Origin of the sequence: Streptomyces sp. ID05-39B (assembly GCF_033794725.1) — a bacterium.
GTDB classification, from domain to species: domain Bacteria; phylum Actinomycetota; class Actinomycetes; order Streptomycetales; family Streptomycetaceae; genus Streptomyces; species Streptomyces bobili.
The window spans coordinates 1-21,505 of record NZ_JARGEF010000135.1; the positions used below are offsets into that span (position 1 = coordinate 1).

Sequence of the window (21,505 nt, forward strand, 5' to 3'; positions counted from 1 at the left end):
CAGCCGGGGAAGGGGAGGCGAAACGGGGGCGGCAACCGGAGCGGACGCCAAGCGGAAGGCAGAGTGAGGGCACTCCAAGGCCACTCCGGAGCAACTGCAAGGTCACTCCGGAGCCACTCCGTAGGCACTCCGAGGCCAGGCGGCCGGCACGCAGGAGTCGTAGGGCAGGCACTCCGAAGTCAAGCGGAAGGCAAAGGGAAACCAGGATGTAACCAGGAACCCCCTGTCGCGCTACGCGCGTTGACTCTAGGCTGCGGCCCGACGGGGCCACTACCTCAGACGCCTCACAGGGCCTCCCCAGGCCCGAGGACGTCGACACCACCGCAGACACCACAGGGGGGCGCATGCCAGCCACTTCCCACTCGCATCCGAGCCGCAGACGCCGTACGTACGGGCTGCTCGCGGCGGCCGCCGGTCTGGCCACCGCCGGCGCACTGGTCGCAGCGCTGCCGGCGGGCGCGCACGACAGCAGGCACGGAAAGCCGCTGCCGAGCCGTTACCAGGACGTGCAGCTGCTGTCGTTCAACGACCTGCACGGCAACCTCGAGCCGCCGACCGGTTCCTCCGGACGGGTCACCGAGATCCAGGCCGACGGCACGACGAAGACGATCGACGCGGGCGGTGTGGAGTACCTGGCCACGCACCTGCGTCAGGCCCGCGAGGGCAACAAGTACTCCGTCACCGCGGCCGGCGGTGACATGGTCGGCGCCTCACCGCTGATCTCCGGCCTGTTCCACGACGAGCCCACCATCGAGGCGCTCAACAAGCTGGACCTGGACGTCACCTCCGTGGGCAACCACGAGTTCGACGAGGGTGCCAAGGAGCTGGCCCGCCTGCAGAAGGGCGGCTGCCACCCGACGGACGGCTGCTACACAAACAAGAAGTTCGGCGGTGCCGACTTCCCGTACCTCGCGGCGAACGTCCTGAACGAGAAGTCCGGGAAGCCGATCCTGAAGCCGTACTGGGTCTGGAAGAAGAAGGACGTCAAGGTCGGCTTCATCGGCGTGACCCTGGAGGACACGCCGGGCATCGTCTCCGCTGAGGGCGTCAGGGGCCTGAAGTTCAAGGACGAGGTCGAGACGATCAACAAGTACGCCAAGGAGCTGCAGCGCCAGGGCGTGAAGTCGATCGTGGCGCTCATCCACGAGGGCGGCCTGCCCGCCTCCACCTCGTACAACTACAACTGTGACTCCCCGGGCGCCGGGGACGGCATCTCGGGACCGATCGTCGACATCGCGAAGAACATCTCGCCGTCGGTGGACGCCCTGGTCACGGGACACACGCACGCCGCGTACGCCTGCACGATCAACGACCCGTCGGGCAAGCCGCGCACGGTGACCTCGGCGGCCTCCTTCGGCCGTCTGTACACGGACACCACGCTGACGTACGACCGCTTCACCGGTGACATCGCCCGTACGGCGGTGAAGTCGGCGAACCACGTGGTCACCCGGACCGTCCCCAAGGCCCCGGACATGACCGAGCTGATCAGCAAGTGGAACACCCTCGCGGCGCCCATCGGCAACCGCGCCATCGGCTACGTCTCCGCCGACGTCCCCAACACGGGCACCGAGTCCCCGATGGGCGACCTGATCGCGGACGCGCAGCTCTGGTACGGCAAGGAGCTGGACGCCGAGACGGACCTCGCGCTGATGAACCCGGGCGGTGTGCGGGCCGGTCTGACCTACGCGGCCAAGGGCGCCGAGGGCGACGGCGTGGTCACCTACGCCGAGGGCTTCACCGTCCAGCCGTTCGCCAACACCGTGAACCTCCAGGACTTCACCGGCGCCCAGCTGATCCAGGTGCTCAAGGAGCAGGTGACCGGGACGAACGAGAGCGCGCCGAAGATTCTCCAGCCGTCGGCGAACCTGACGTACACGCTGGACCTGACGAAGGCGGGCGCGGACCGTGTGGTCACGGACTCCATCAAGCTGAACGGCGCCGCCATCGACCCGGCCGCCACCTACCGCGTCGCGACGAACAGCTTCCTCGCGGGCGGCGGCGACGGCTTCACCACCCTGGGCCAGGGCACGAACGACCTCGTCGGCCTCGACGACCTGACCGCCCTGGAGCAGTACCTGCTGGCCAACTCCTCGGCCACCGCCCCGATCGCGCCGCCGGTGACGAACCGGATCACGATCGTGAAGTAGCCCTGGGCACCCGGGTCCCCTGAGGGCCCCGGAGTTCTCCCACCGCAGAGGCGGCCGCGTCATCGACGTGGCCGCCTCTGTGCGTTGCTCGCTTGAGGCCCGCCTTCGAACCGTCTTGCGTCACCCGCAGTCCCGGTTTTGATCCATGAGGAGGCATGTTCCCTTATGGATCACTCTTCGGAACTCGACACCACCACCGGCAAGGAACTCCACCGGGCCACGGTCAAGGGCCTCCCATCCTCTCTGGACATCGCCGCCACCTCGGCGGGCTGGCTCCTCTACACGGAGCATTCGGTGACCCGGGTAGACCCGCCGACGGGCCGCACGAAGACCTTCGACCTACCGGGAACCCTGCTGGACAGCTGAACGGGCCCGGAAGGCACGAAGGGGCTGTGGCGCGACTATGGTGGAGCCATGGCAGACATCACGACGATCCAGGTGGCCCGTCAGGCGCGCGACCATCTCGCGAAGGTGGCCAAGGAGCGAGGCATGACCCTGGGGCAGCTCGTCGAACAGTTGGCCTCGGAGCAGCTCACCCAGGAGCAGATCGCCGAACGGGTGGCTGCCGACCGGCAGGTCGTCCGTGACGTGATCGGCATCGACATCAGCGACGAGGAGTTCGACAGGGCCCCTGACGTGCTCGGCAACATCTACAAGATCGCCGCTGAGAAGGTGCGCAAGGCGCAGGGTTCGGTCGCGTGATCATTCTGGACACCGGTGCCACCCGCGCGCTCGCGGAGGGGCACAAGACGTTGAACCTCCTCGCGGGGAACATGGCGCGCACCCCGGGCGACCTGCTTCGGATTCCCGCGCTCTGCCTCATGCGGGCGGAGTCGGAGGACGCCGGGGCCGCGGACAGGGTTCTCGCGTTCTCCTCAGTCGTCATCGACGACTTGAGTCCGAGCGCGTCGGTCGCCGTCGGCACCATGGTCAGGGACGGGTACGGAGGCCCTGACACCTGCCACGCCCTCTACTGCGCGCTGCCGCGTGCCGAGTTCACGGGGATGTCGATTCTGCTCACCGACCGGGAACAGCACTATCCGCCCGGCGTGGTCACCGTCGGCATCGACTCTCCTGGCATGCTCGGCTTCAGCTGACCTCGGCGAGGCGCTGGAAGCCAACTTGGCAGTTCTTGGCCACTCCGGGCCTCCGTAAAGCCTGGTGGCAGCCGCGAGGCCTGGCCCGAATCTGCCTTTCGTCACCCACCGGACCGCGCGGGCGCTGTCCCCGTCGGCTACTCGCTGACGTTCATCCGGGGTGTACCGGAGGAGTAGGGATCATGAAGCACACTCCCGACCTCAGCACCGCCACCTGCTCGTCCCCGTCCGGGACAGCAAAGTCCCGGACGGAGAGGTGCTCGTCTTCGGCGCGGCCTCGTGGGCGGCCTTCGTGACTCACACGGGGTGCGGTTAGGCCGACGGCGTCCAGTCGCCCAGCCAGTCGGTGACTTCCTGGTTGGCCGCCTGCGCGTCGGTCAGGAGCGGGCGGTCGGTGCTCGTGGAGCCCGTGGCCGCGCCCGCGCCCTTGTTCATGTACTCGGCGAAGCGGTCGTCCTTCCAGGAGAAGCCGCTCATGTCGGTCCAGGGGGTGGTCCGGATCGCGGCGCTGAGGGTGGTGTTGCGGACCGTGGTCTGCGGGTCGAGGGAGGCGTCGCCGCCGGCGTGCCAGGGGCGGCCGAGGTAGAAGGTGCGGTCGGAGACGTCGCCGTTCACCGTGGAGTTGGCGATCAGGATGCCCTTGCGGCCCGCCACCGTGCTCGGTGCGGTGACGTAGCCGGCGGAGGTGCCGTTCCAGCGCTTCTTCAGGGTGATGACCGACTTGTCGATCACCGCGGTCGCCCGGCCGAAGATGAAGTCGACGTTGCCGATGATGTACGAGTTGGTCATGTAGACGCGGCCCGGCTTGTCCTTGGACGCGGTGTCCACCAGCAGGGTGTCCTGGTCGCCGCTGACGATGACGCCGTCGAGGAACACCTTGTCGGCGGCGGTGCGCAGGGCGACCGCCTGGCCGGAGATGTTCTGGTGCGCGGCCTCGTCGAAGTCGTTGGAGATGGTCAGGTTGCGGGCCTGGAAGTCGTCCGCCTCCACGGCGACGGTCGCGCTGCCGCCGGTGCCGTACGTGCCGGACCCGTCGGGCTTCGGCGTACCGGACGCGTTGTTGTAGACGATCGTCGTGTCCTTACGGCTCCCGCCCGAGCCCTGGATGGTGACGTGCGGCTTGTTGGACGGGACCTTGACCAGCTCGCGGTACGTGCCCGGCTTGACGGAGATGACGACGCGCGAGGGGTTGTTCGCCGGTACGGCGTTCACCGCGGCCTGCACGGTCCGGTACTGCCCGGAGCCGTCGGCGGCGACGGTGAGCGTCGTGGCGGCGGCGGCCTTGGTGGTGGCGGTCGCCGCGGTGCCGATGTTCGACCGCGGCCCGACGCCGGCCTTGAGGAGCGCGGGCACGTCGGCGGTCTTGTCGAGGCTGTAGGTGTAGAAGGTCTTCGGGTCGAAGGCGGTGCCGCCGCTCTCGTTGCGTCCGCTGGTTGCGACGAAGGTGTTGCCCTTCTGGACGATCGCCGCGGTGCCGTCCCTGGTGACCGGGTTGTTCATGCCCTGGAAGTAGGAGTTCTCCAGGACCATCTTCGTCCTGCCGCGCGAGTAGTTGCCGTACGAGGACTTGATCGTGGTGCCGGCCGCGTCCTCCAGGAAGTTGTTGTAGAGGTGCGCGTGGGCGGCGTTGTCCGTGGACGGGTTGCGCTGCTCGGTCTCGCGGAACCAGTTGTGGTGGATGGTGATGTCGGTGACGACGTTCGTGGTCCAGCCGATGCCGAAGGTCTTGTTGTTGTCGCTCAGCTTGTTCCAGGACACCGTGATGTTCGTGCTGTCCTTGCGGACGTCGATGAGCCCGTCGGCCATGTGCCGCAGATCGTTGTGGTCGATCCAGACGTGATGCGCCCCGTCCATCTGGATCGCGTCGAAGTCGTGGTCCTTGTCGTTCCAGATGCCCTGGTACGCGTCCCGGATGGTCAGGTTCCGGATGATCACGTTGTGGACGCCGGTGCCGAGGAAGAACCCGCCGCCGACGATCTGCCCGGAGGTCCCGGATCCCACGATCGTCTTGTCGGAGGCGACCTTGATCTCCTTGCCGACCGGGTTCATGTTGATCGTCGCCGCGACGACGATGACGTACGGCTCGGCCGCCGTCGCGTACTTCTCCAGATCGGCGAGCGTCCTCACGGTGACGGTTCTGCCGTCCCGGCCGCCGTACGTTCCCTTCTGCCCGAGCGCGTCGACCGACGCGAAGCCGTCGGCGGTGGCGGTCGCCCAGGCGGGCGCGGCGGTGGCCGCGGACGCGCTGGCCTGCGCGTCCGCGCCGAACAGTCCGAGGTCCGCGCCGTAGGCGAAGGTGCCGGCGGCCGTGAGGGCGAGGGGTACGCCCACCGCCACGGCGGTCCTGCGCCTGCGGTGCCGGGGCTTGCGACGGATGTCGGTCATGTGTGGGGTTCCGTTTCCGTGGGAGGGGGACCACCCGGAAGAGGTGCGGGTCACCGGGTGGTCGCCGCCCACGGCGGAAAGGTTGCCGAACTCACCGGCATTCTCGGGAAGTACGGCCGCGCGGTTCCTTACGGCAGTTCGGGCGGCGGCGTCGGCGCCCCAGGCAGCCGTACGGTCACCAGCGTGCCGTCGCCCTTCGCGCGGGCCACCGTGATCTCGCCGCCCGCCTGCTGGACCGTACGCGCGACGATCGACAGGCCGAGACCCGAGCCCGGGAGCGCCCTCGCGCTCGGGGAACGCCAGAACCGGTCGAACACGTGCGGGAGTTCGTCCTCGGGGATGCCAGGGCCGTGGTCGCGGACGGTCAGGACGCCGTCGGCGAGACCGACCTCGACGGAACCGCCCGCCGGGCTGAACTTCACCGCGTTGTCCAGGACGTTGACCACCGCCCGTTCCAGCGCGGCCGGCTCGGCCCGGACGTACCAGGGATCCAGGGAAGCCGTGATCGTCAGCTCCGGACCCCGCAGCCGCGCCCTGCGCACGGCCGACTCGACGGCGTCCTCCAGGGAGACCACCTGGACCCGCTCACCGCGCTGGGCGTCCGTGCGGGACAGCTCCTGCAAGTCGCCGATGAGAGAGGCAAGTTCGGTCATCTGCGCCTTCACCGAGGCGAGGAGTGCCTTGCGGTCCGCCTCCGGGAGGGGGCGGCCCGTCTCCTCGCTGCGGCTGAGGAGCTCGATGTTGGTGCGGAGGGAGGTCAGGGGGGTGCGGAGTTCGTGGCCCGCGTCCGCGATCAACTGCTGCTGCAGGGCGCGGGAGTTGGCCAGGGAGGCCGTCATGGAGTTGAAGGACCGGGAGAGACGGGCCACCTCGTCGTCGGCGTCCTCCTCCACGGGGATGCGGATGCCCAGGTCATCGGTGCGGGCCACATGCTCGACGGCCTCGGTGAGCTTGTCGACGGGGCGCAGGCCCGCGCGGGCGACGGCGAGTCCCGCGGCGCCCGCGCCGAGGACCCCGATCCCGGAGACGAGGAGGAGGATGAGGGCGAGTTCGTTGAGGGTCGACTGGGTGCTCTTGAGGGGCACCGCGATGAGCAGGGCGGTGTCGGGGTAGAGCTGAGGGCCGGACGGGCCCTGGCTCACCCTCAGCGGGACGGTCAGGACGCGGACGTCGTTGCCATCGGAGTCCGTGCCGTTGCGAAGGATGCCTTCGTCCCCGTCGCGGATCACCTTCTTGTCGCTGTCCGTGGCCTTCACCGTGCCCGCGGACGTGGAGGAGACGCAGGACGTGCCGTCCGCCCTGACGAGCTGGAAGTAGTAGGAGTCCTGGGCCCGCAGACCACCGAAGCCCGAATCCGTCGGCTCCTGGGGGCAGGCGTCGAGGAGGGCCACGACCTGACTGAGCTGCTGGGGCCGCTCCGCCTGCTGGAGGTCACCGTCGAGCTGGTCGTACAGCTTCCCCTGCACGATGAACCAGCAGGTCACCGAAACCGCCGCCACCGCGAACGCCACCGCCGCCGCGACCAGCATCGACAGCCGGGCCCGGATCGGAAGGGTCCGGAACCGCCGTACGAGCCTCTTCACTCCGCGCCGCCCTGCCGCAACACGTACCCCACGCCCCGCACGGTGTGCACGAGGCGCGGTTCGCCGGCCGCTTCCGTCTTGCGGCGCAGGTACATGACGTACACGTCGAGGGAGTTGGACGAGGGCTCGAAGTCGAAGCCCCAGACGGCCTTGAGGATCTGCTCGCGGGTGAGGACCTGGCGCGGGTGCGCGAGGAACATCTCCAGGAGGGTGAACTCGGTCCGGGTCAGTTCCACGGGCCGCCCGGCACGGGTCACCTCACGGGTGGCGAGGTTCATGCGCAGGTCGGCGAAGGTGAGCGCCTCGTCGTCGGGGGCGGCGCCGGCCGCCGCGGCGTAGGAGCTGCGCCGCAGCAGGGCCCGGACCCGGGCGAACAGCTCGTCCAGCTCGAAGGGCTTGACCAGGTAGTCGTCGGCGCCCGCGTCGAGCCCGGTGACGCGGTCGCCGACGGTGTCGCGGGCGGTCAGCATGAGGATCGGGGTGGTGTCCCCGGCCCCGCGGATGCGGCGGGCGGCGGTGAGGCCGTCCATGCGGGGCATCTGGATGTCGAGGACGACGAGGTCGGGCCGGTGGACGGTCGCCTTCTCCAGGGCGTCCGCGCCGTCGACGGCGACCTCCGTGTCGTAGCCCTCGAAGGCGAGGCTGCGCTGGAGTGCTTCGCGCACCGCCGGCTCGTCGTCGACGATCAGGATGCGCTGGGTGTCACGGTCGCCTTCGGCGGGGCTCATGGCGTGGGTTCCTCGGGTGCGGTGGGGCGGCGGGGTGCTGCGGGCGGTAGGGCGTGTGTCCCTGACGTCCCTCTCAGCCTCGCATCGTAGTGAGCCGGTTCAACGGCACCTTGCGAAGGTGCGGGCGGGCGGCACCGGTGCGCAGGCCCATCAGCTGCGGTGCGGCGACCTCGGGCGCCCGGGTCGGTGCCTTCGGGGGGTGCAGCTCGTACGACACGTCGAGGGCCAGGGCGAGGTCGGCGGCACCGACGCCGGTCACCGTGTGCGAAACCTGCTTGATCATGACGTACTCCTTGGTGCTGGAAGGCGGTTCACCTGCTGGTTCACCTGCTGGGTTCAGCTGTCGGAGCCGCCGGCCCGCAGCGTGGCGAGGTCGGCCTTGACGGTGTTGATCGGGATGGCGAAGCCGAGACCGACGCTGCCGGCGGTGGAGGAGGTGGCGTCGGCGGCGGAGTACATCGCGGAGTTGATGCCGATGATGTTGCCGTTGGCGTCGACCAGGGCGCCGCCGGAGTTGCCGGGGTTGAGGGAGGCGTCCGTCTGGATCGCCTTGTACGTCGTGGTGGACGAGCCGGTGTCGCCGTTGAACTCCTGGCCGCCGGACTCGAAGGGCCAGCCGCCGCCCTGCTGCTGTTGCTGCCGGCCCTGGCTCTCGTCGGTGGAGACGGTCACGTCCCGGTCGAGGGCCGAGACGATGCCGCTGGTCACGGTGCCGGTGAGGCCCTCGGGTGAGCCGATCGCCACGACGGTGTCGCCGACCTTGACGCCATCGGAGTTGCCGAGTGCGGCCGTCTTCAGGCCGGAGGCGTTCTCCAGCTTGATCAGCGCCAGGTCCTTCTTGCTGTCCGTGCCGACGACCTTGGCGGTGTACTCCTTGCCGTCGCTGGTCTGCACCTTGATCGAGGTGGCGCCGGAGATGACGTGGTTGTTGGTGAGGATCTCGCCGTCACTGGTGATGATCACGCCGGAGCCGGTCGAGGAGCCGCTGCCGAGGGCGGCCTTGATCTCGACGACGCTCGGGCTGACGGCCGCGGCGATGCTGGCGACGTCGCCGGTCTTGCTGGACGGCACCACGCTGGTCGTCGTGGAGGAGGCGACCACCTCGTCCTTGCCGGTCAGCTCCTGTATGCCGTAGGCGGTGCCGCCGCCGATCGCCGCGGCGACGATCGCGACGGCGGCGAGCAGCGCCAGCGGGCCGCGCCTCGTGCGCCTTCTCGGGGGGACGGGTGCGGGCTCGGCGGCCACGGGGTTCAGGAGAGCGGTTCCGCCGCCGTTGCCGTCACCGGCGGCCGCGGTGTTCCAGGCGCTGCCGGGCTGGGCCGGCGTCTGCCATGTCGCGGTCGGCTCGACGGGCTGCTGCGCGGCCGGCCGGTACGCCGGCGGGGGCGGCCACTCCGGGTTCACGGGGGCGGTGGCGTGCTGCGGGGCGCCCTGGTACGGGTTCTCGTGGTTCTCGTACTCGCCGCTGCGGCGGATGCTCTCGGTCATGGAACAGAGCTTCCCGCCCGACCATGAGAGCTTCCTGAGTGCTGCCTGAGAAGCCCGGCAGAACCTCGTGTGCCCGATATGAAGACGCCTTCGGCGCGGGACCGGCCGCTCTCAGGGAAACCTCATACAGCACCTCATACAGCCTGACCGGGAGCCCCGCACAGGCTGTGTGCGCTCACTCGCAGCCGCAGGACCGCCGGACCACCAGCCGGGACGGGAACACCTTGAGGCGTTCGCCGCGTGAGCCTGCGACCCGCAGGCCGTCGTCGAGGACCAGGTCGACGGCCGAGCGGGCCATCGCCGAGCGGTCGGAGGCGACCGTGGTCAGCGGCGGGTCGGCGAGCGCGGCTTCCTTGATGTCGTCGAAGCCGGCCACCCCCAGCTCGCCGGGCACGTCGATGCGCAGCTCGCGGGCGGCCCGCAGGAGGCCGATCGCCTGGTCGTCGGTGGAGCAGAAGACGGCCGGCGGCCGGTCCGGGCCCGACAGCAGGTCGAGGCCCACCTTGTAGGCGTCGTAACGGTTGTAGGGGGCCTCGAAGAGCCGGCCCTCGGTGGGGATGCCGGCCTCGTCCATGGCCCGCCGCCAGCCCTCGACGTGATCGGAGACCGGGTCGCCGACGGAGGGCGTGTCCGCGGTGCCGCCGACACACGCGACGTACTCGTAGCCGTGCTCCAGGAGGTGGCGTACGGCGAGCTGGGCGCCGCCCAGGTCGTCGGTGACGACGGCGACGTCGTCGATGGCCTCGGGCCGCTCGTGCAGCAGCACCACGCGGGCGTCCCAGGCGTCGATCTCGGCGGCGGCGTTGTCGTTCAGCGCGTGGCTGACGAGGATCAGGCCGGACACGCGCATGCCGAGGAAGGCGCGCAGATAGTGGACCTCGCGCTCACCGATGTAGTCGGAGTTGCCGACCAGGACCATTTTCCCGCGCTCCGACGCGGCCTGTTCGACCGCGTGTGCCATCTCCCCGAAGAAGGGCTGGCGCGCGTCCGGCACGATCAGGCCTATGAGGTCGGTGCGCCGGGACGCCATCGCCTGCGCGACCCGGTCCGGCCGGTACGACAGCTCCTTGATCGCGGCGAGGACACGCTCGCGCGTGGCCGGGGCAACCGGCCGGGGTCCGTTGTTGATGACATAGCTGACGACAGCGGTGGACGTCCCCGCCAGCCGTGCTACGTCATCCCTGGTTACCTTGGCCACGCGCGGAGTCTACGCGGATGGACCCGCCCTGGGCAGGGCGTCTTGCGGCTCCCTTGAGGGAGCGACACCCGGCCTGAGGGGCGGCTACGCCTCCGCGGAGATCTCCTCGGCGCCCACGGGCGCCTCGCTGTCCGCATCGTCCTTCTTTGCCCGGTCCGCCGCGGCCTTGGCCTCTTCGGCGGCACGGTCGATCTTCTCGGGGGTAACGAATCGATAACCGACGTTGCGGACGGTTCCGATCAGCGACTCGTGCTCCGGGCCGAGCTTGGCGCGCAGCCGCCGTACGTGCACGTCGACCGTCCGGGTGCCGCCGAAGTAGTCGTAGCCCCAGACCTCCTGGAGCAGTTGGGCGCGGGTGAAGACGCGGCCCGGGTGCTGCGCGAGGTACTTCAGGAGCTCGAACTCCTTGAAGGTGAGGTCGAGGACCCGGCCCTTGAGCTTGGCGGAGTAGGTCGCCTCGTCGACCGACAGGTCGCCGTTGCGGATCTCCATCGGGGAGTCGTCGTTGACGATCTGCTGCCGGCCCATCGCCAGCCGCAGCCGTGCCTCGACCTCGGCCGGGCCGGCGGTGTCGAGCAGGACGTCGTCGATGCCCCAGTCGGCGGTGACGGCGGCGAGGCCGCCCTCGGTGACGACCAGGATGAGCGGGCAGCCGGGGCCGGTGGACCGCAGCAGCTGACACAGGCTGCGGACCTGCGGGAGGTCACGGCGGCCGTCGATCAGGATGACGTCGGCACCAGGGGTGTCGACGAGGGCGGGGCCTTCGGCCGGGGCCACCCGCACGTTGTGCAGCAACAGGCCGAGCGCGGGCAGCACCTCCGTCGACGGCTGGAGGGCGTTGGTCAGGAGCAGCAGAGAACTCATACGTCTGGTTCCTCCTCGGTCCCTGCGAGGACGTTTGCGGCACTGCGGCGTTGCGGCGTTGCTCTGCGCGTCCAGGGCCCGTACACCTGCGGTTTCCCACTTCGTATACAACGCTTCCGAAAGCACAAAAGGACCCGGGGGCTACGCTGCCCGAGTCCTCTGCCCAGCAGAATAGCCCACATGAGCAACGGTCCGGCAGGTCATGCGGCATGTTCCACCGTTCGTCCGAACACTGAGACGGTCGCGGGCACCTCATTGCGGACGTTTCTGCCCACGGCCGACGGTATTTCCATCGATTCCGTATACGACCCGGGTGCGGTTGTATACGACGCCTCCGTGCCACCACGCTCCCGTGATCTCGTGTTCGTCGTGGCCCACGGATTCACCGGCGACGCGGACCGCCCGCACGTCCGGCGGATCGCGTCGGCGCTCGCCCGGCACGGGGCCGTCGTCACCTTCTCCTTCCGCGGGCACGGCCGCTCCGGGGGCCGCTCCACCGTCGGCGACCGCGAGGTCCTCGACCTGGACGCGGCGGTCGCCTGGGCCCGCCGGCTCGGCCACGCGCGCGTGGTCACCGTCGGCTTCTCCATGGGCGGCTCGGTGGTGCTGCGGCACGCGGCCCTGCACCCCGGCACGGTCGACGCGGTGGTCTCGGTCAGCGCCCCCGCCCGCTGGTACTACCGCGGTACGGCCCCCATGCGCCGCCTGCACTGGCTCGTCACCCGCCCCGCGGGCCGCCTGGTCGGGCGTTACGGCTTCCGCACCCGCATCCACCACCGCGAATGGGATCCGGTCCCGCTCTCCCCGGTGGAGGCGGTCCCGCGCATCGCGCCCACACCCCTGCTGCTGGTCCACGGCGACAGCGACGGCTACTTCCCCCTCGACCACCCCCGGATGCTGGCCGAGGCCGCCGGTGACCACGGCGAACTCTGGGTGGAGCCGGGCATGGGCCACGCCGAGCACTGCGCGACCGACGACCTCCTGACCCGCATCGGTACCTGGACTGCCGCACGGGCGGGCTAGCCTGACCTTGTTGACCACCGACGAAACCGACCGACCGAACACTGACTGAGGGACGAGATGGCAAAGGTCACGGTGCGCTACTGGGCGGCCGCCAAAGCCGCGGCCGGCGTCGCCGAGGAGCCGCACGACGCGGCCACCCTCGCCGAGGCACTCCAGGCCGCGCGGGAGCGACACCCCGGCGAACTCGTGCGTGTGCTGCAGCGATGCTCGTTCCTCGTCGACGGTGACCCCGTGGGCACCCGCGGACATGAGACGGTACGGCTGGCCGACGGCGGCACGGTCGAAGTGCTCCCGCCGTTCGCAGGAGGGTGAGATGACCGACCAGCCGTACGAGGGGCAGTACCCGCAGGGGTACGACCCGTATCAGCAACAGGCCCCGCAGCAGCAGGCCCCGCAGCCACAGGCCCCGCAGCAGGACTGGCCCGCCCGGCAGCAGCCGTACGGGTACGAGGACCAGCAGGCGCACCTCCAGCACACCCAGCAGTGGCAGGGTCAGACCTGGGAGACCAGCGTGCAGCCGCCCGTCGCGGCGGCGGACCCGGCGGAGACGGCGTACCTGCCCCCGCAGACGGGCGAGTCCCCGGCCTGGCAGCAGCAGGCATCCCAGTACCAGCAGGCCCCCCAGTACCAGCAGCCTCGGTCGGACCAGTATCAGCAGTCCCAGTACCAGCAGCAGGGGCAGTACCGGACAGCGTCCTCCGGGCACCAGGTGCCGTACGGGCACCAGGCCGCCCCCGCTCCGGTCGGCCCCGCCCCCGCGCCGATGCCCGAGGCGGCGCCCGAGGGCCAGGCCGGCGGCGAGGCCGGGGGACCGTCCTACGGGCCCGCCACCATGGCCGGCAACGCGCGCATCACCGACGCCCAGCGGGCCCGCCTCGAAGGCCGTTCGCCGGTCATCGAACCCGGGATGCAGCCCGCCGCGCTCACCGCGCTCCTCGGCCTGCTGCTGTCCGGTGCGGCGGCGATCGGTACGTACGCGCTGGTCGTCCCGCTCGTCGTCCTCCAGGCCGTCACGGCGGCCGGCTGGTTCCGGCTGAACGGCATGTGGCCGGCCCGGCAGGGCATCGCGCTCGCCTTCCTCGGCGCACTCGTCTCCGACGTGGCGCTCCTCGTGGCCGGCCGGGAGAACGCGCCGGCCGCCATCCTGGGCAGCCTCGGTGTCTGGGTCCTGCTCTGCCTCGTCCTCCAGCTCCGCTCGCACGCCGACCCCGACGAGCGCATGTACGGCCTGATGGCGACGGTCACCTCGGCGGCGCTGGCGATCCTCGCCACCGGCCACCTCGGAGCCGACCCGGACGCGGTGACGGTCGGCGCCGCCGCGGTCGCCGTCGCCGTACTGGCCCGCGCGATGCCGCTGCCGACCGCCGCCTCGGTGGTCGTCGCACTGCTCGCCGCGGCGGGTGCGGGCATCGCGGTCGGCGGGATGACCGGCTTGGGCGCCAAGGGCGCGCTGCTCGGCGCCGGCGCGGCGGTCTGCGCGCTCATCGGCCACCGGGTGGCGAGCTACGACTACCCGTCGCGTTTCGTGCACTTCACGGCCGGCGTCGCCCTGCCGCTGGCCGCCGCGGCACCGGCGGTGTACGTGCTGGGGCGGGCGCTCGGGTAGAGGCCGGACGGTCGCCTGTGTCACAGGTGATCGACAAACTTCGGTCACCCTCCCCGTCCGGAGTTACCGTGAGTGGTCAATGACTGTCCGACCATCCGGGTGGGGGAACAACCGCATGCGAGCGCTTCGAATACTGCTGGTCGTCGTCGTGGTCCTGGGCGGCCTGTTCGTGCTCGCCGACCGCCTCGCCGTGAACTTCGCCGAGGGCGAGGCCGCGGACAAACTGCGGGTCAACGAGGGCCTCGCGGCCACCCCGGACGTGTCGATCAAGGGCTTTCCGTTCCTCACCCAGGTCGTCGGCGGTGAGCTGGACGACGTCGAGGTCGGCATCGACGACTACGAGGCCGCGGCCGGCGCACAGGGCCAGAAGATCCGCATCGACGATCTCAGGGCGAACATGAAGGGCGTCGAGTTCTCCGGCGACTACAGCTCGGCCACCGCCACCAGCGCCACCGGCACCGCGTCCATCAGCTACGCGGAGTTGCTGAAGACCGCCAAGTCCGAGCCGACCGACGTCCGCGTCGGCCCGCTGCAGGGCACGGCCCGCGTCATCGGCCTCTCCGACGGCGGCAACGGCAAGATCAAGGTCACCGTCGAGGCGACCGTCGCCGGCAAGAAGCTGCCGGAGCCCGTCTCGGTGCTGAGCACGGTCACCGCCGAGGGCGACACGGTCAGGGTGCACGCCGACTCGCTGCCGAGCTTCGGCCCGTTCCGGGTCGCCGAGGACGAGGTGCGCGGCATCACCGACTTCGAGCAGAAGATCGACGACCTGCCGGGCGGCATCCAGCTCGACAAGGTCGAGGCCGCGCAGACCGGCGTCGAGATCACGGTGAAGGGTTCCAACGTCCGCCTCGCCGGGTAGGACCAGCCCCGATGGACGGCGGCTGTCCGAAAGACGAGACACCGCCGTCCGCACCGCAGATGCGGGGCGAACGTGATGACGGATAGAGACGGATACGAGCGCCCGGAAGCCGTGCGGCAACGGCCCGGGCGCTTTGTGGGTCCCAGTATGCGGACGATCGCGTCTCACCATGCGGAGCGTTGGTGACATGTCCGCCCTTACGTCCCTACGATCGACCGCATGAAGCAGCGACAGGCGGATCTCACGAAGCGGCGGGCAGTAGACCTGTGCCGCGTCGCCGCCATGCTCTGTCGCCCTGTCTGAGCGGAAGCCCAGCCGGCCTTCCGCGCCCTCCCGACGCCCTCCATCGAGGGCGTTCGTGCGTCGGCCGCCGGCGAGACCCGGCCGCGCACCCTCCTTATCTGCACCCCCGCCGTAACTGCCCCGGAGGAGAACGAGCATGAGCCGCAGCGACGTCCTGGTCGACGCCGACTGGGTCGAGGCAAACCTCGACAACCCGGACATCGCCATCGTCGAGGTCGACGAGGACACGTCCGCGTACGAGAAGAACCACATCAAGAACGCGATCCGGATCGACTGGACCCAGGACCTCCAGGACCCGGTCCGCCGTGACTTCATCGACCAGGAGGGCTTCGAGAAGCTCCTGTCGGCGAAGGGCATCGGCAACGACACCACGGTGATCCTCTACGGCGGCAACAACAACTGGTTCGCGTCCTACGCCTACTGGTACTTCAAGCTCTACGGCCACGACAACGTCAAGCTTCTCGACGGCGGCCGCAAGAAGTGGGAGCTGGACGCCCGCGAGCTGGTCGAAGAGGTGCCCGAGCGCACGGAGACCGCCTACCAGGCCAAGCCGCAGAACAGCGCCATCCGCGCCTTCCGCGACGACGTCGTGGCGGCCATCGGCACGCAGAACCTGGTCGACGTCCGGTCGCCCGACGAGTTCTCCGGCAAGCTGCTCGCCCCGGCCCACCTTCCGCAGGAGCAGTCGCAGCGTCCCGGTCACGTGCCGAGCGCCCGCAACATCCCGTGGTCGAAGAACGCCAACGACGACGGCACCTTCAAGTCGGACGAGGCGCTGAAGGCCCTCTACGCCGACGAGCAGGTCGACCTGGCCAAGGACACGATCGCCTACTGCCGCATTGGTGAGCGCTCGGCCCTGACCTGGTTCGTCCTGCACGAGCTGCTCGGCGTCGAGAACGTCAAGAACTACGACGGCTCGTGGACCGAGTACGGCTCCCTCGTCGGCGTGCCGATCGAGCTCGGCGCCAACAAGTAATCCAACCGACCCGACCTTCTGGTCAGACCCCTGTGGAGAACGACATGTGCGGAGCGAAGGCCGGCGGCCCGGACGCCTCGACGATCAAGCCCGGTGAGACCACCATCCAGGGTCAGGTGACCCGCGACGGCGAGCCGGTGACGGGCTATGTCCGTCTGCTCGACTCGACCGGCGAGTTCACCGCGGAGGTCCCCACCTCCGCGACCGGACAGTTCCGCTTCTACGCGGCCGAAGGCACCTGGACCGTCCGCGCCCTCGTGCCCGGCGGCACCGCCGACCGCACGGTCGTCGCCCAGCAGGGCGGCCTCGCGGAGGTCGCGATCGCCGTCTGACACGTACCTGGTCGGACGTCGGCGAACGCAGTCGGCCGAAGGGCCGCACCTCTCGGGTCGGACACCCGAGGTGCGGCCCTTCGGCCTGTCCGGTCCTACCCTGGACCTATGTACGCCCGCCGTCGGCACGCCTACTTCGCCATGATGGGCACCTGCCTCGTGCTGTTCGTCCTGGCCTGGGGTGTCGTACGTCTGTGGTCGGTTCCCGTGGCCGTCGGGATGTGTGTGGTCGCGATGGTCATCCCGCCGCTCGCCGCCGTGGTCGCCAACCGGCGCGGCCCCGAGGACCGGTGGTGGGACGACCCGTCCGGCGATCCGAAGTCCGACGAGTGGTGGGACGAGCTGGACGGGAAGAAGCGACACCAGTAGGAAGGTGGGCATGTCCTCCGCGAGGTTGTCCACCGTGGTGCTCGACGCGTCCGACGCGCACGAGCTGGCCGGGTTCTCCATGCGTCTGCTCGGCTACGAGGTGCGCGCCGACGAGCCCGACCGGGTCCTCATCGGCCCGCCGCCCGGAGCGCCCGGCACGGCGCTCGCCTTCGAGACGGAACCCGGATACGTCCCCCCGGCCCGGCCCACCCGCAGGCGCGAGGAGCAGCAGATGATGCTGCACCTCGACATCGAGGTGGACGACCTGGAGGCGGAGACGGGGCGGGCCGTCGCCGAGGGCGCGCGGCTCGCCGACTACCAGCCCCAGGACGACGTACGGGTGCTGCTCGACCCCTCGGGCCATCCGTTCTGCCTGTGGGTGGAGACACCCGCGTAGGGCTCGGGTCTCAGTACACGAGCGCCTGGGTCCCGTCCGCCAGCGCCTCCTGCACGAACACCTGCGCCCCGGCGATCCGGACGCCCTCCAGCACGTCCTTCTCGGTGATGTCCCGCCGGGCCGCGCACTGCGTGCACAGCGTGACCCGGCCGCCGAGCAGGAGCGAGTCGAGCAGGTCGGGCAGCGGGGCGGCGTGCGGCAGCTCGAACTCGGCGGCCCGGCCCGGCAGCGCGAACCACGCGGACTCCCCGGTCAGCCACAGCGAGACCTCCACACCGCTGGCCACGGCCACCGCCGCCACCGTGAACGCCTGGGAACACCGTTCGGGGGCATCGGCCCCGGCCGTCACCTTGATCACGAGCTTCTTCGCCATGCCTGAAGCGTAGTCAGCATCCTTACGGCTCCCTGCATCGACCAGGAAGACGCAGGAAGCGCAAGCCGTACGGGCCGGAGCAGGTGCGACTGGCCCGGATCGCCGTCGGTGACGTGTACGCCGTGATCGTCCAGTCCCGCAAGGGCGCCGCTCTCGCCGTCCCCTTCCAGCAGGCGGTGACGCTGCGGAGCCGACTGCCGGGCTGACGCCGGCGAGGCGCACCTCGCAAAGAGAGCCGGTCCCCGGCCGCGTAAGCTGGGGCCCGGCCCTGTTGTACGTATCCCGAGGCGTACGTACCTCGAAGCACGCTCATCCGAGGAGCACCCGTGGAACTCTTCTTCGAAATCCTGCTGGTCCTGGTCTGCGTGGGCGTCCTCGCCTTCGCCGGGCTGACCGTGAAGAAGCTGTACCAGGGCCAGCGCTGACCCACGTCCAGAAAGTGCCACCGATGATCGAGATCCCGTCCGACCTGCATAAGGACCTCGTCCCCCTCGCCTTCCTGCTGGGTAGCTGGGCGGGCGCGGGCGTGCACGACTTCCCCGGCTCCGAGAAGTGCAACTTCGGGCAGGAGACCACCTTCACGCACGACGGCCGGGACTTCCTGGAGTACCGCTCCCACACCTGGGTGCTGGACCAGGACGGCAACAAGGTCCGCCCCCTGGAGTCCGAGTACGGCTTCTGGCGGATCGACGCCGACCGCAAGGTCGAGGTGACGATGGTCCGCGACGACGGCGTCGTCGAGATCTGGTACGGCGAGCTGGCCCACAAGAAGCCGCAGATCGACGTGGTCACGGACGCGGTGGCCCGCACGGCCGCCTCCGGCCCGTACACGGGCGGCAAGCGTCTGTACGGCTACGTCAACAGCGACCTGATGTGGGTCGGGGAGAAGCAGACCCCCGAGGTCGAGCTGCGCCCCTACATGTCGGCCCACCTGAAGAAGGTCGTCACCCCGGAGGACGTCGAACGCTGGGCGAAGGCCCTCCCGGACGACATGCCCGACGACGGGATCGCGTTCTTCAAGTAGTCCTAGACTCTGTTGTGTGGTGAGCACCGACTGGAAGAGCGACCTAAGGCAGCGCGGCTACCGGCTGACGCCGCAGCGGCAACTCGTGCTCGAAGCCGTGGACACCCTTGAGCACGCGACCCCCGACGACATCCTCGTGGAAGTGAGGAAGACGGCGTCGGGGGTCAACATTTCCACGGTCTACCGGACGCTGGAGCTGTTGGAGGAACTGGGGTTGGTCAGCCATGCCCATCTCGGGCACGGGGCGCCGACGTACCACCTAGCCGACCGGCACCACCACATCCACCTGGTCTGCCGTGACTGCACGAACGTGATCGAGGCGGACATCAGTGTGGCCGCCGAGTTCACCGCCAAGCTCCGGGCCGAGTTCGGCTTCCGGACGGACATGAAGCACTTCGCGATCTTCGGCCGGTGCGAGGACTGCTCGCTCAAGGATTCAAATACCGAGTCGTAGGCTTGGGGACATGAAGAGCCCACTGCTGTCCCTGCCCGGCGCCGTACCCGCCGAGGGTGTGGACGAAGACGTCGCCGCCCACTACGGCGACCTGTTCCGCGAGCAGCGTGCCCTCGCCGAAGGCACAGGTTTCGTCGACCTCTCGCACCGCGGAGTCGTGACCGTCTCCGGCGACGACCGGCTGAGCTGGCTGCATCTCCTGCTCACCCAGCACGTCAGTGACCTGCCCACCGGCCGGGCCACCGAGGCGCTGATCCTCTCCGCGACCGGCCACATCGAACACGCGCTCTATCTGGTGGACGACGGCACGACCGTCTGGGCCCACGTCGAACCCGGCACCCAGGAGGCGTTGATCGCCTACCTGGAGTCGATGAAGTTCTTCTACCGGGTCGAGGTCGCCGACCGGACGGCCGACATCGCGCTCGTCCACCTGCCCGCCGGTTCGATCACCGAGGCCCCCGAGGGCGTCGTCGTCCGCGAGACGGCGTACGGGCGTGATCTGTTCCTGCCGCGCGCGGACCTGGAGTCGTACGCCGCGAAGTCCGGACCCGCCGCGGGGCTCCTCGCCTACGAGGCCCTGCGCGTCGAGCAGCACCGGCCCCGCCTCGGCTTCGAGACCGACCACCGCACCATCCCGCACGAGCTGGGCTGGATCGACACCGCGGTACACCTGCAGAAGGGCTGCTACCGCGGCCAGGAGACCGTCGCCCGCGTGCAGAACCTCGGCAAGCCCCCGCGCCGGCTCGTCTTCCTGCACCTCGACGGCAGCGAGGTGTACCTGCCGCCCGCCGGGACCGAACTGCGCCGCGCCGACGAGGGCCCCGACGGCCGCAAGATCGGCGTCATCACCACGTCCGTACGCCACCACGAGCTGGGCCCGGTGGCGCTGGCCCTGGTGAAGCGGAACGTCCCGCTGGACGCCCCGCTGCTCGCCGACGGCACGGCGGCGGCCCAGGAGGTCGTGGTCGAGCCGTAGGGCCGCTCGGTCGCCCCCTGGCTACATCTCGATCAGCACGGTGAACGGGCCGTCGTTCGTCAGCGACACCCGCATCTGCGCGCCGAAACGGCCCGTCGCCACGGTCGCGCCCAGCCCGCGCAGCTGGGCGACGACCTCCTCGACGAGCGGTTCGGCCACCTCGCCGGGGGCGGCCGCGTTCCAGGTCGGGCGGCGGCCCTTGCGGGCGTCGCCGTAGAGCGTGAACTGGCTGATGACGAGGAGCGGGGCGTCGATGTCGCTGCACGACCGCTCCTCGCTGAGCATGCGCACCGACCACAGTTTGCGGGCCAGCCGGGCGGCCTTCTCCTTGGTGTCCTCGTGGGTGACCCCGACGAGGACGCACAGCCCCTCGCCCTCGATCGACCCCACGGTCTCGCCGTCCACGACGACGCTCGCGCCGTCCACTCTCTGCACCACCGCACGCATGCGCCCCATCATGCCGTGCGGCCGGCGCACCCCCTGCGGGGGCTTCTTTTTTGATCCTTAAGCCACCATCTGGGCCGTTCGGGGGCACTCGGTCACATTGGGGCCACTTGGGGTGGCACGATGCTTCCCACACGCCGGTCGAGGGGACGGTAGAGCACATGAGCACACCGAGTACCGGGCAGCTGGGCTTGACCACCCAGCGTCCGCCTGTGCAGCGCACGGAGAGTCCGCCGTGTCCGCTGCCGACGGAGCCGCCCGCGCACGACCTGGCCCGGCTGAGCCTGCCCGAACTGCGCACCCTGCGCCGGGACGCCCAGCGCGACGAGGCCGACCTCAGTTACGTACGACGGCTGCTCCAGGGCCGTATCGACATCCTGCGCGCGGAACTGGCCCGGCGTTCACCTGCCGGGGCGGCGTCGGTGGTGGACCGACTTTCGGAGATCCTCACGGACGCCCCGGCCCGGCACCGTTCCTCCGCCCGGCACGTCACGCTGGGCACCCCGCAGAGCGAGGAGTACCGGCTCCTGGCGTCACAGATGCTCTCCGAGGTCGAGCTCTCCGACCTGGGTGCCCGCACCGACCCGGAACTCCACGAGGCGATGGCCCGCCTCATCGGCTACGAACACCAGGTCTCCCGCCGCCGCCAGCACCTCCAGCACACGGCGGACAAGTGCGGCAAGGAGATCACCCGCCGCTACCGTGACGGCGAAGCCCAGGTGGACGACCTCCTGGTCTGAACGTCCAGGGCGAGCAGCACGTCCAGGGAGAGCAGGGAGCGCAGGGAGAGCAGGGCTGGGAGGTGCCCCTTATACACATCTCCGAGCCACCAGGAAAGGACAAAAACTCGTATCCGGTCTTCTCCTTAAAAAAAAA

Annotated in this window: 28 protein-coding genes; 19 read left to right on the top strand and 9 right to left on the bottom strand. The window is 70.0% G+C overall.

Features of this window, described 5'->3' with window-relative positions:
• Nucleotides 1–344 precede the first annotated feature (344 nt).
• The 5 genes from P1P75_RS25605 (at nt 345) to P1P75_RS25625 (ending at nt 3,560) form a co-directional block, all read left to right on the top strand.
• Nucleotides 345–2,147: a bifunctional metallophosphatase/5'-nucleotidase gene (locus tag P1P75_RS25605; protein WP_319259302.1), complete on the top strand. Its 1,803-nt coding sequence runs from the start codon at nt 345–347 to the stop codon at nt 2,145–2,147.
• 165 nt (nt 2,148–2,312) lie between these two features.
• On the top strand, nt 2,313–2,513 hold the full coding sequence (locus tag P1P75_RS25610; RefSeq protein WP_319259304.1) for a hypothetical protein: 201 nt from the start codon (nt 2,313–2,315) through the stop codon (nt 2,511–2,513).
• A 48-nt stretch (nt 2,514–2,561) separates the two neighbouring features.
• Complete coding sequence (locus P1P75_RS25615) at nt 2,562–2,849, top strand: hypothetical protein (RefSeq protein WP_319259306.1); 288 nt, start codon at nt 2,562–2,564, stop codon at nt 2,847–2,849.
• Nucleotides 2,846–3,244, top strand: a complete 399-nt coding sequence (locus tag P1P75_RS25620) for a hypothetical protein (protein WP_319259308.1) — start codon at nt 2,846–2,848, stop codon at nt 3,242–3,244. Before P1P75_RS25615 ends, P1P75_RS25620 begins: the two co-directional genes overlap by 4 nt.
• A gap of 160 nt (nt 3,245–3,404) precedes the next feature.
• The gene (locus P1P75_RS25625; RefSeq protein WP_319259310.1) at nt 3,405–3,560 is read left to right on the top strand and encodes a DUF397 domain-containing protein; all 156 of its coding nucleotides are present in this window, start codon (nt 3,405–3,407) and stop codon (nt 3,558–3,560) included.
• On the opposite strand, the gene P1P75_RS25630 is transcribed toward P1P75_RS25625, so the two are convergent.
• The 7 genes from P1P75_RS25630 to P1P75_RS25660 form a co-directional block, all read right to left on the bottom strand.
• Nucleotides 3,557–5,629: a pectinesterase family protein gene (locus P1P75_RS25630; protein WP_319259313.1), complete on the bottom strand. Its 2,073-nt coding sequence runs from the start codon at nt 5,627–5,629 to the stop codon at nt 3,557–3,559. The genes P1P75_RS25625 and P1P75_RS25630 overlap by 4 nt on opposite strands.
• A gap of 128 nt (nt 5,630–5,757) precedes the next feature.
• Nucleotides 5,758–7,212 (bottom strand): HAMP domain-containing sensor histidine kinase, encoded by a 1,455-nt coding sequence (locus P1P75_RS25635; protein WP_319259316.1) that lies wholly within the window; start codon nt 7,210–7,212, stop codon nt 5,758–5,760.
• The gene (locus tag P1P75_RS25640; protein WP_319259319.1) at nt 7,209–7,940 is read right to left on the bottom strand and encodes a response regulator transcription factor; all 732 of its coding nucleotides are present in this window, start codon (nt 7,938–7,940) and stop codon (nt 7,209–7,211) included. Before P1P75_RS25640 ends, P1P75_RS25635 begins: the two co-directional genes overlap by 4 nt.
• 73 nt (nt 7,941–8,013) lie before the next feature.
• The gene (locus tag P1P75_RS25645; RefSeq protein WP_319259322.1) at nt 8,014–8,223 is read right to left on the bottom strand and encodes a hypothetical protein; all 210 of its coding nucleotides are present in this window, start codon (nt 8,221–8,223) and stop codon (nt 8,014–8,016) included.
• Between the two features lie 53 nt (nt 8,224–8,276).
• Entirely contained in the window at nt 8,277–9,428 is a 1,152-nt protein-coding gene (locus P1P75_RS25650; RefSeq protein ID WP_319259325.1) for a trypsin-like peptidase domain-containing protein, read from the bottom strand.
• 175 nt (nt 9,429–9,603) lie between these two features.
• Nucleotides 9,604–10,626: a LacI family DNA-binding transcriptional regulator gene (locus P1P75_RS25655; protein WP_319259327.1), complete on the bottom strand. Its 1,023-nt coding sequence runs from the start codon at nt 10,624–10,626 to the stop codon at nt 9,604–9,606.
• A gap of 84 nt (nt 10,627–10,710) precedes the next feature.
• Nucleotides 10,711–11,490, bottom strand: a complete 780-nt coding sequence (locus P1P75_RS25660) for a response regulator transcription factor (RefSeq protein WP_319259330.1) — start codon at nt 11,488–11,490, stop codon at nt 10,711–10,713.
• A gap of 180 nt (nt 11,491–11,670) precedes the next feature.
• On the opposite strand from P1P75_RS25660, the gene P1P75_RS25665 reads away from it, so the two are divergent.
• The 9 genes from P1P75_RS25665 (at nt 11,671) to P1P75_RS25700 (ending at nt 17,358) form a co-directional block, all read left to right on the top strand.
• Nucleotides 11,671–12,513, top strand: a complete 843-nt coding sequence (locus P1P75_RS25665; RefSeq protein WP_319259332.1) for an alpha/beta fold hydrolase — start codon at nt 11,671–11,673, stop codon at nt 12,511–12,513.
• 57 nt (nt 12,514–12,570) lie between these two features.
• Nucleotides 12,571–12,825 carry a MoaD/ThiS family protein gene (locus P1P75_RS25670; protein WP_073495022.1) on the top strand — a complete coding sequence of 85 codons (255 nt, stop codon included), beginning with the start codon at nt 12,571–12,573 and terminating at the stop codon, nt 12,823–12,825.
• A gap of 1 nt (nt 12,826) precedes the next feature.
• Nucleotides 12,827–14,119 (top strand): hypothetical protein, encoded by a 1,293-nt coding sequence (locus P1P75_RS25675; protein ID WP_319259335.1) that lies wholly within the window; start codon nt 12,827–12,829, stop codon nt 14,117–14,119.
• 115 nt (nt 14,120–14,234) lie between these two features.
• Nucleotides 14,235–14,981, top strand: a complete 747-nt coding sequence (locus P1P75_RS25680) for a DUF2993 domain-containing protein (protein ID WP_319259338.1) — start codon at nt 14,235–14,237, stop codon at nt 14,979–14,981.
• Nucleotides 14,982–15,200: 219 nt separating this feature from the next.
• Nucleotides 15,201–15,284, top strand: coding sequence for an Ms5788A family Cys-rich leader peptide (locus tag P1P75_RS42090; protein WP_353850233.1), 84 nt, complete (start codon nt 15,201–15,203; stop codon nt 15,282–15,284).
• Nucleotides 15,285–15,420: 136 nt separating this feature from the next.
• Nucleotides 15,421–16,260, top strand: a complete 840-nt coding sequence (locus P1P75_RS25685; protein ID WP_319259341.1) for a sulfurtransferase — start codon at nt 15,421–15,423, stop codon at nt 16,258–16,260.
• A 44-nt stretch (nt 16,261–16,304) separates the two neighbouring features.
• A complete protein-coding gene (locus tag P1P75_RS25690; protein ID WP_004986406.1) occupies nt 16,305–16,592 on the top strand; it encodes a DUF1416 domain-containing protein in 288 nt (95 codons plus the stop codon).
• Nucleotides 16,593–16,700: 108 nt separating this feature from the next.
• Nucleotides 16,701–16,961, top strand: a complete 261-nt coding sequence (locus tag P1P75_RS25695) for a DUF3099 domain-containing protein (RefSeq protein WP_150471668.1) — start codon at nt 16,701–16,703, stop codon at nt 16,959–16,961.
• Between the two features lie 10 nt (nt 16,962–16,971).
• Complete coding sequence (locus tag P1P75_RS25700; RefSeq protein ID WP_319259344.1) at nt 16,972–17,358, top strand: VOC family protein; 387 nt, start codon at nt 16,972–16,974, stop codon at nt 17,356–17,358.
• A 10-nt stretch (nt 17,359–17,368) separates the two neighbouring features.
• Here P1P75_RS25700 and P1P75_RS25705 read toward each other — a convergent pair whose 3' ends face one another.
• Complete coding sequence (locus tag P1P75_RS25705) at nt 17,369–17,731, bottom strand: DsrE family protein (RefSeq protein ID WP_086770097.1); 363 nt, start codon at nt 17,729–17,731, stop codon at nt 17,369–17,371.
• Between the two features lie 83 nt (nt 17,732–17,814).
• On the opposite strand from P1P75_RS25705, the gene P1P75_RS25710 reads away from it, so the two are divergent.
• From P1P75_RS25710 to P1P75_RS25725, 4 genes are all read left to right on the top strand, one after another.
• The gene (locus tag P1P75_RS25710; RefSeq protein ID WP_319259347.1) at nt 17,815–17,937 is read left to right on the top strand and encodes a hypothetical protein; all 123 of its coding nucleotides are present in this window, start codon (nt 17,815–17,817) and stop codon (nt 17,935–17,937) included.
• Nucleotides 17,938–18,179: 242 nt separating this feature from the next.
• On the top strand, nt 18,180–18,755 hold the full coding sequence (locus tag P1P75_RS25715) for an FABP family protein (protein ID WP_086769543.1): 576 nt from the start codon (nt 18,180–18,182) through the stop codon (nt 18,753–18,755).
• Between the two features lie 16 nt (nt 18,756–18,771).
• A complete protein-coding gene (locus P1P75_RS25720) occupies nt 18,772–19,209 on the top strand; it encodes a transcriptional repressor (protein WP_319259349.1) in 438 nt (145 codons plus the stop codon).
• 10 nt (nt 19,210–19,219) lie between these two features.
• Nucleotides 19,220–20,185 (top strand): folate-binding protein, encoded by a 966-nt coding sequence (locus P1P75_RS25725; RefSeq protein ID WP_319259351.1) that lies wholly within the window; start codon nt 19,220–19,222, stop codon nt 20,183–20,185.
• A 21-nt stretch (nt 20,186–20,206) separates the two neighbouring features.
• On the opposite strand, the gene dtd is transcribed toward P1P75_RS25725, so the two are convergent.
• Entirely contained in the window at nt 20,207–20,632 is a 426-nt protein-coding gene (gene dtd / locus P1P75_RS25730; RefSeq protein ID WP_319259354.1) for a D-aminoacyl-tRNA deacylase, read from the bottom strand.
• A gap of 158 nt (nt 20,633–20,790) precedes the next feature.
• Here dtd and P1P75_RS25735 point away from each other — a divergent pair, with 158 nt between their 5' ends.
• Nucleotides 20,791–21,369 carry an aerial mycelium formation protein gene (locus tag P1P75_RS25735; protein WP_319259356.1) on the top strand — a complete coding sequence of 193 codons (579 nt, stop codon included), beginning with the start codon at nt 20,791–20,793 and terminating at the stop codon, nt 21,367–21,369.
• Nucleotides 21,370–21,505 lie beyond the last annotated feature (136 nt).

Bases quoted from the DNA above. Each gene is read 5' to 3' on its own strand.
- P1P75_RS25605 (WP_319259302.1), top strand. From the start codon at position 345: ATGCCAGCCACTTCCCACTCGCATCCGAGCCGCAGACGCCGTACGTAC.
- P1P75_RS25610 (WP_319259304.1), top strand. From the start codon at position 2,313: ATGGATCACTCTTCGGAACTCGACACCACCACCGGCAAGGAACTCCAC.
- P1P75_RS25615 (WP_319259306.1), top strand. From the start codon at position 2,562: ATGGCAGACATCACGACGATCCAGGTGGCCCGTCAGGCGCGCGACCAT.
- P1P75_RS25630 (WP_319259313.1), bottom strand. From the start codon at position 5,629: ATGACCGACATCCGTCGCAAGCCCCGGCACCGCAGGCGCAGGACCGCC.
- P1P75_RS25640 (WP_319259319.1), bottom strand. From the start codon at position 7,940: ATGAGCCCCGCCGAAGGCGACCGTGACACCCAGCGCATCCTGATCGTC.
- P1P75_RS25645 (WP_319259322.1), bottom strand. From the start codon at position 8,223: ATGATCAAGCAGGTTTCGCACACGGTGACCGGCGTCGGTGCCGCCGAC.
- P1P75_RS25650 (WP_319259325.1), bottom strand. From the start codon at position 9,428: ATGACCGAGAGCATCCGCCGCAGCGGCGAGTACGAGAACCACGAGAAC.
- P1P75_RS25660 (WP_319259330.1), bottom strand. From the start codon at position 11,490: ATGAGTTCTCTGCTGCTCCTGACCAACGCCCTCCAGCCGTCGACGGAG.
- P1P75_RS25665 (WP_319259332.1), top strand. From the start codon at position 11,671: ATGAGCAACGGTCCGGCAGGTCATGCGGCATGTTCCACCGTTCGTCCG.
- P1P75_RS25670 (WP_073495022.1), top strand. From the start codon at position 12,571: ATGGCAAAGGTCACGGTGCGCTACTGGGCGGCCGCCAAAGCCGCGGCC.
- P1P75_RS25675 (WP_319259335.1), top strand. From the start codon at position 12,827: ATGACCGACCAGCCGTACGAGGGGCAGTACCCGCAGGGGTACGACCCG.
- P1P75_RS25680 (WP_319259338.1), top strand. From the start codon at position 14,235: ATGCGAGCGCTTCGAATACTGCTGGTCGTCGTCGTGGTCCTGGGCGGC.
- P1P75_RS42090 (WP_353850233.1), top strand. From the start codon at position 15,201: ATGAAGCAGCGACAGGCGGATCTCACGAAGCGGCGGGCAGTAGACCTG.
- P1P75_RS25685 (WP_319259341.1), top strand. From the start codon at position 15,421: ATGAGCCGCAGCGACGTCCTGGTCGACGCCGACTGGGTCGAGGCAAAC.
- P1P75_RS25690 (WP_004986406.1), top strand. From the start codon at position 16,305: ATGTGCGGAGCGAAGGCCGGCGGCCCGGACGCCTCGACGATCAAGCCC.
- P1P75_RS25695 (WP_150471668.1), top strand. From the start codon at position 16,701: ATGTACGCCCGCCGTCGGCACGCCTACTTCGCCATGATGGGCACCTGC.
- P1P75_RS25700 (WP_319259344.1), top strand. From the start codon at position 16,972: ATGTCCTCCGCGAGGTTGTCCACCGTGGTGCTCGACGCGTCCGACGCG.
- P1P75_RS25705 (WP_086770097.1), bottom strand. From the start codon at position 17,731: ATGGCGAAGAAGCTCGTGATCAAGGTGACGGCCGGGGCCGATGCCCCC.
- P1P75_RS25715 (WP_086769543.1), top strand. From the start codon at position 18,180: ATGATCGAGATCCCGTCCGACCTGCATAAGGACCTCGTCCCCCTCGCC.
- P1P75_RS25725 (WP_319259351.1), top strand. From the start codon at position 19,220: ATGAAGAGCCCACTGCTGTCCCTGCCCGGCGCCGTACCCGCCGAGGGT.
- dtd (WP_319259354.1), bottom strand. From the start codon at position 20,632: ATGCGTGCGGTGGTGCAGAGAGTGGACGGCGCGAGCGTCGTCGTGGAC.
- P1P75_RS25735 (WP_319259356.1), top strand. From the start codon at position 20,791: ATGAGCACACCGAGTACCGGGCAGCTGGGCTTGACCACCCAGCGTCCG.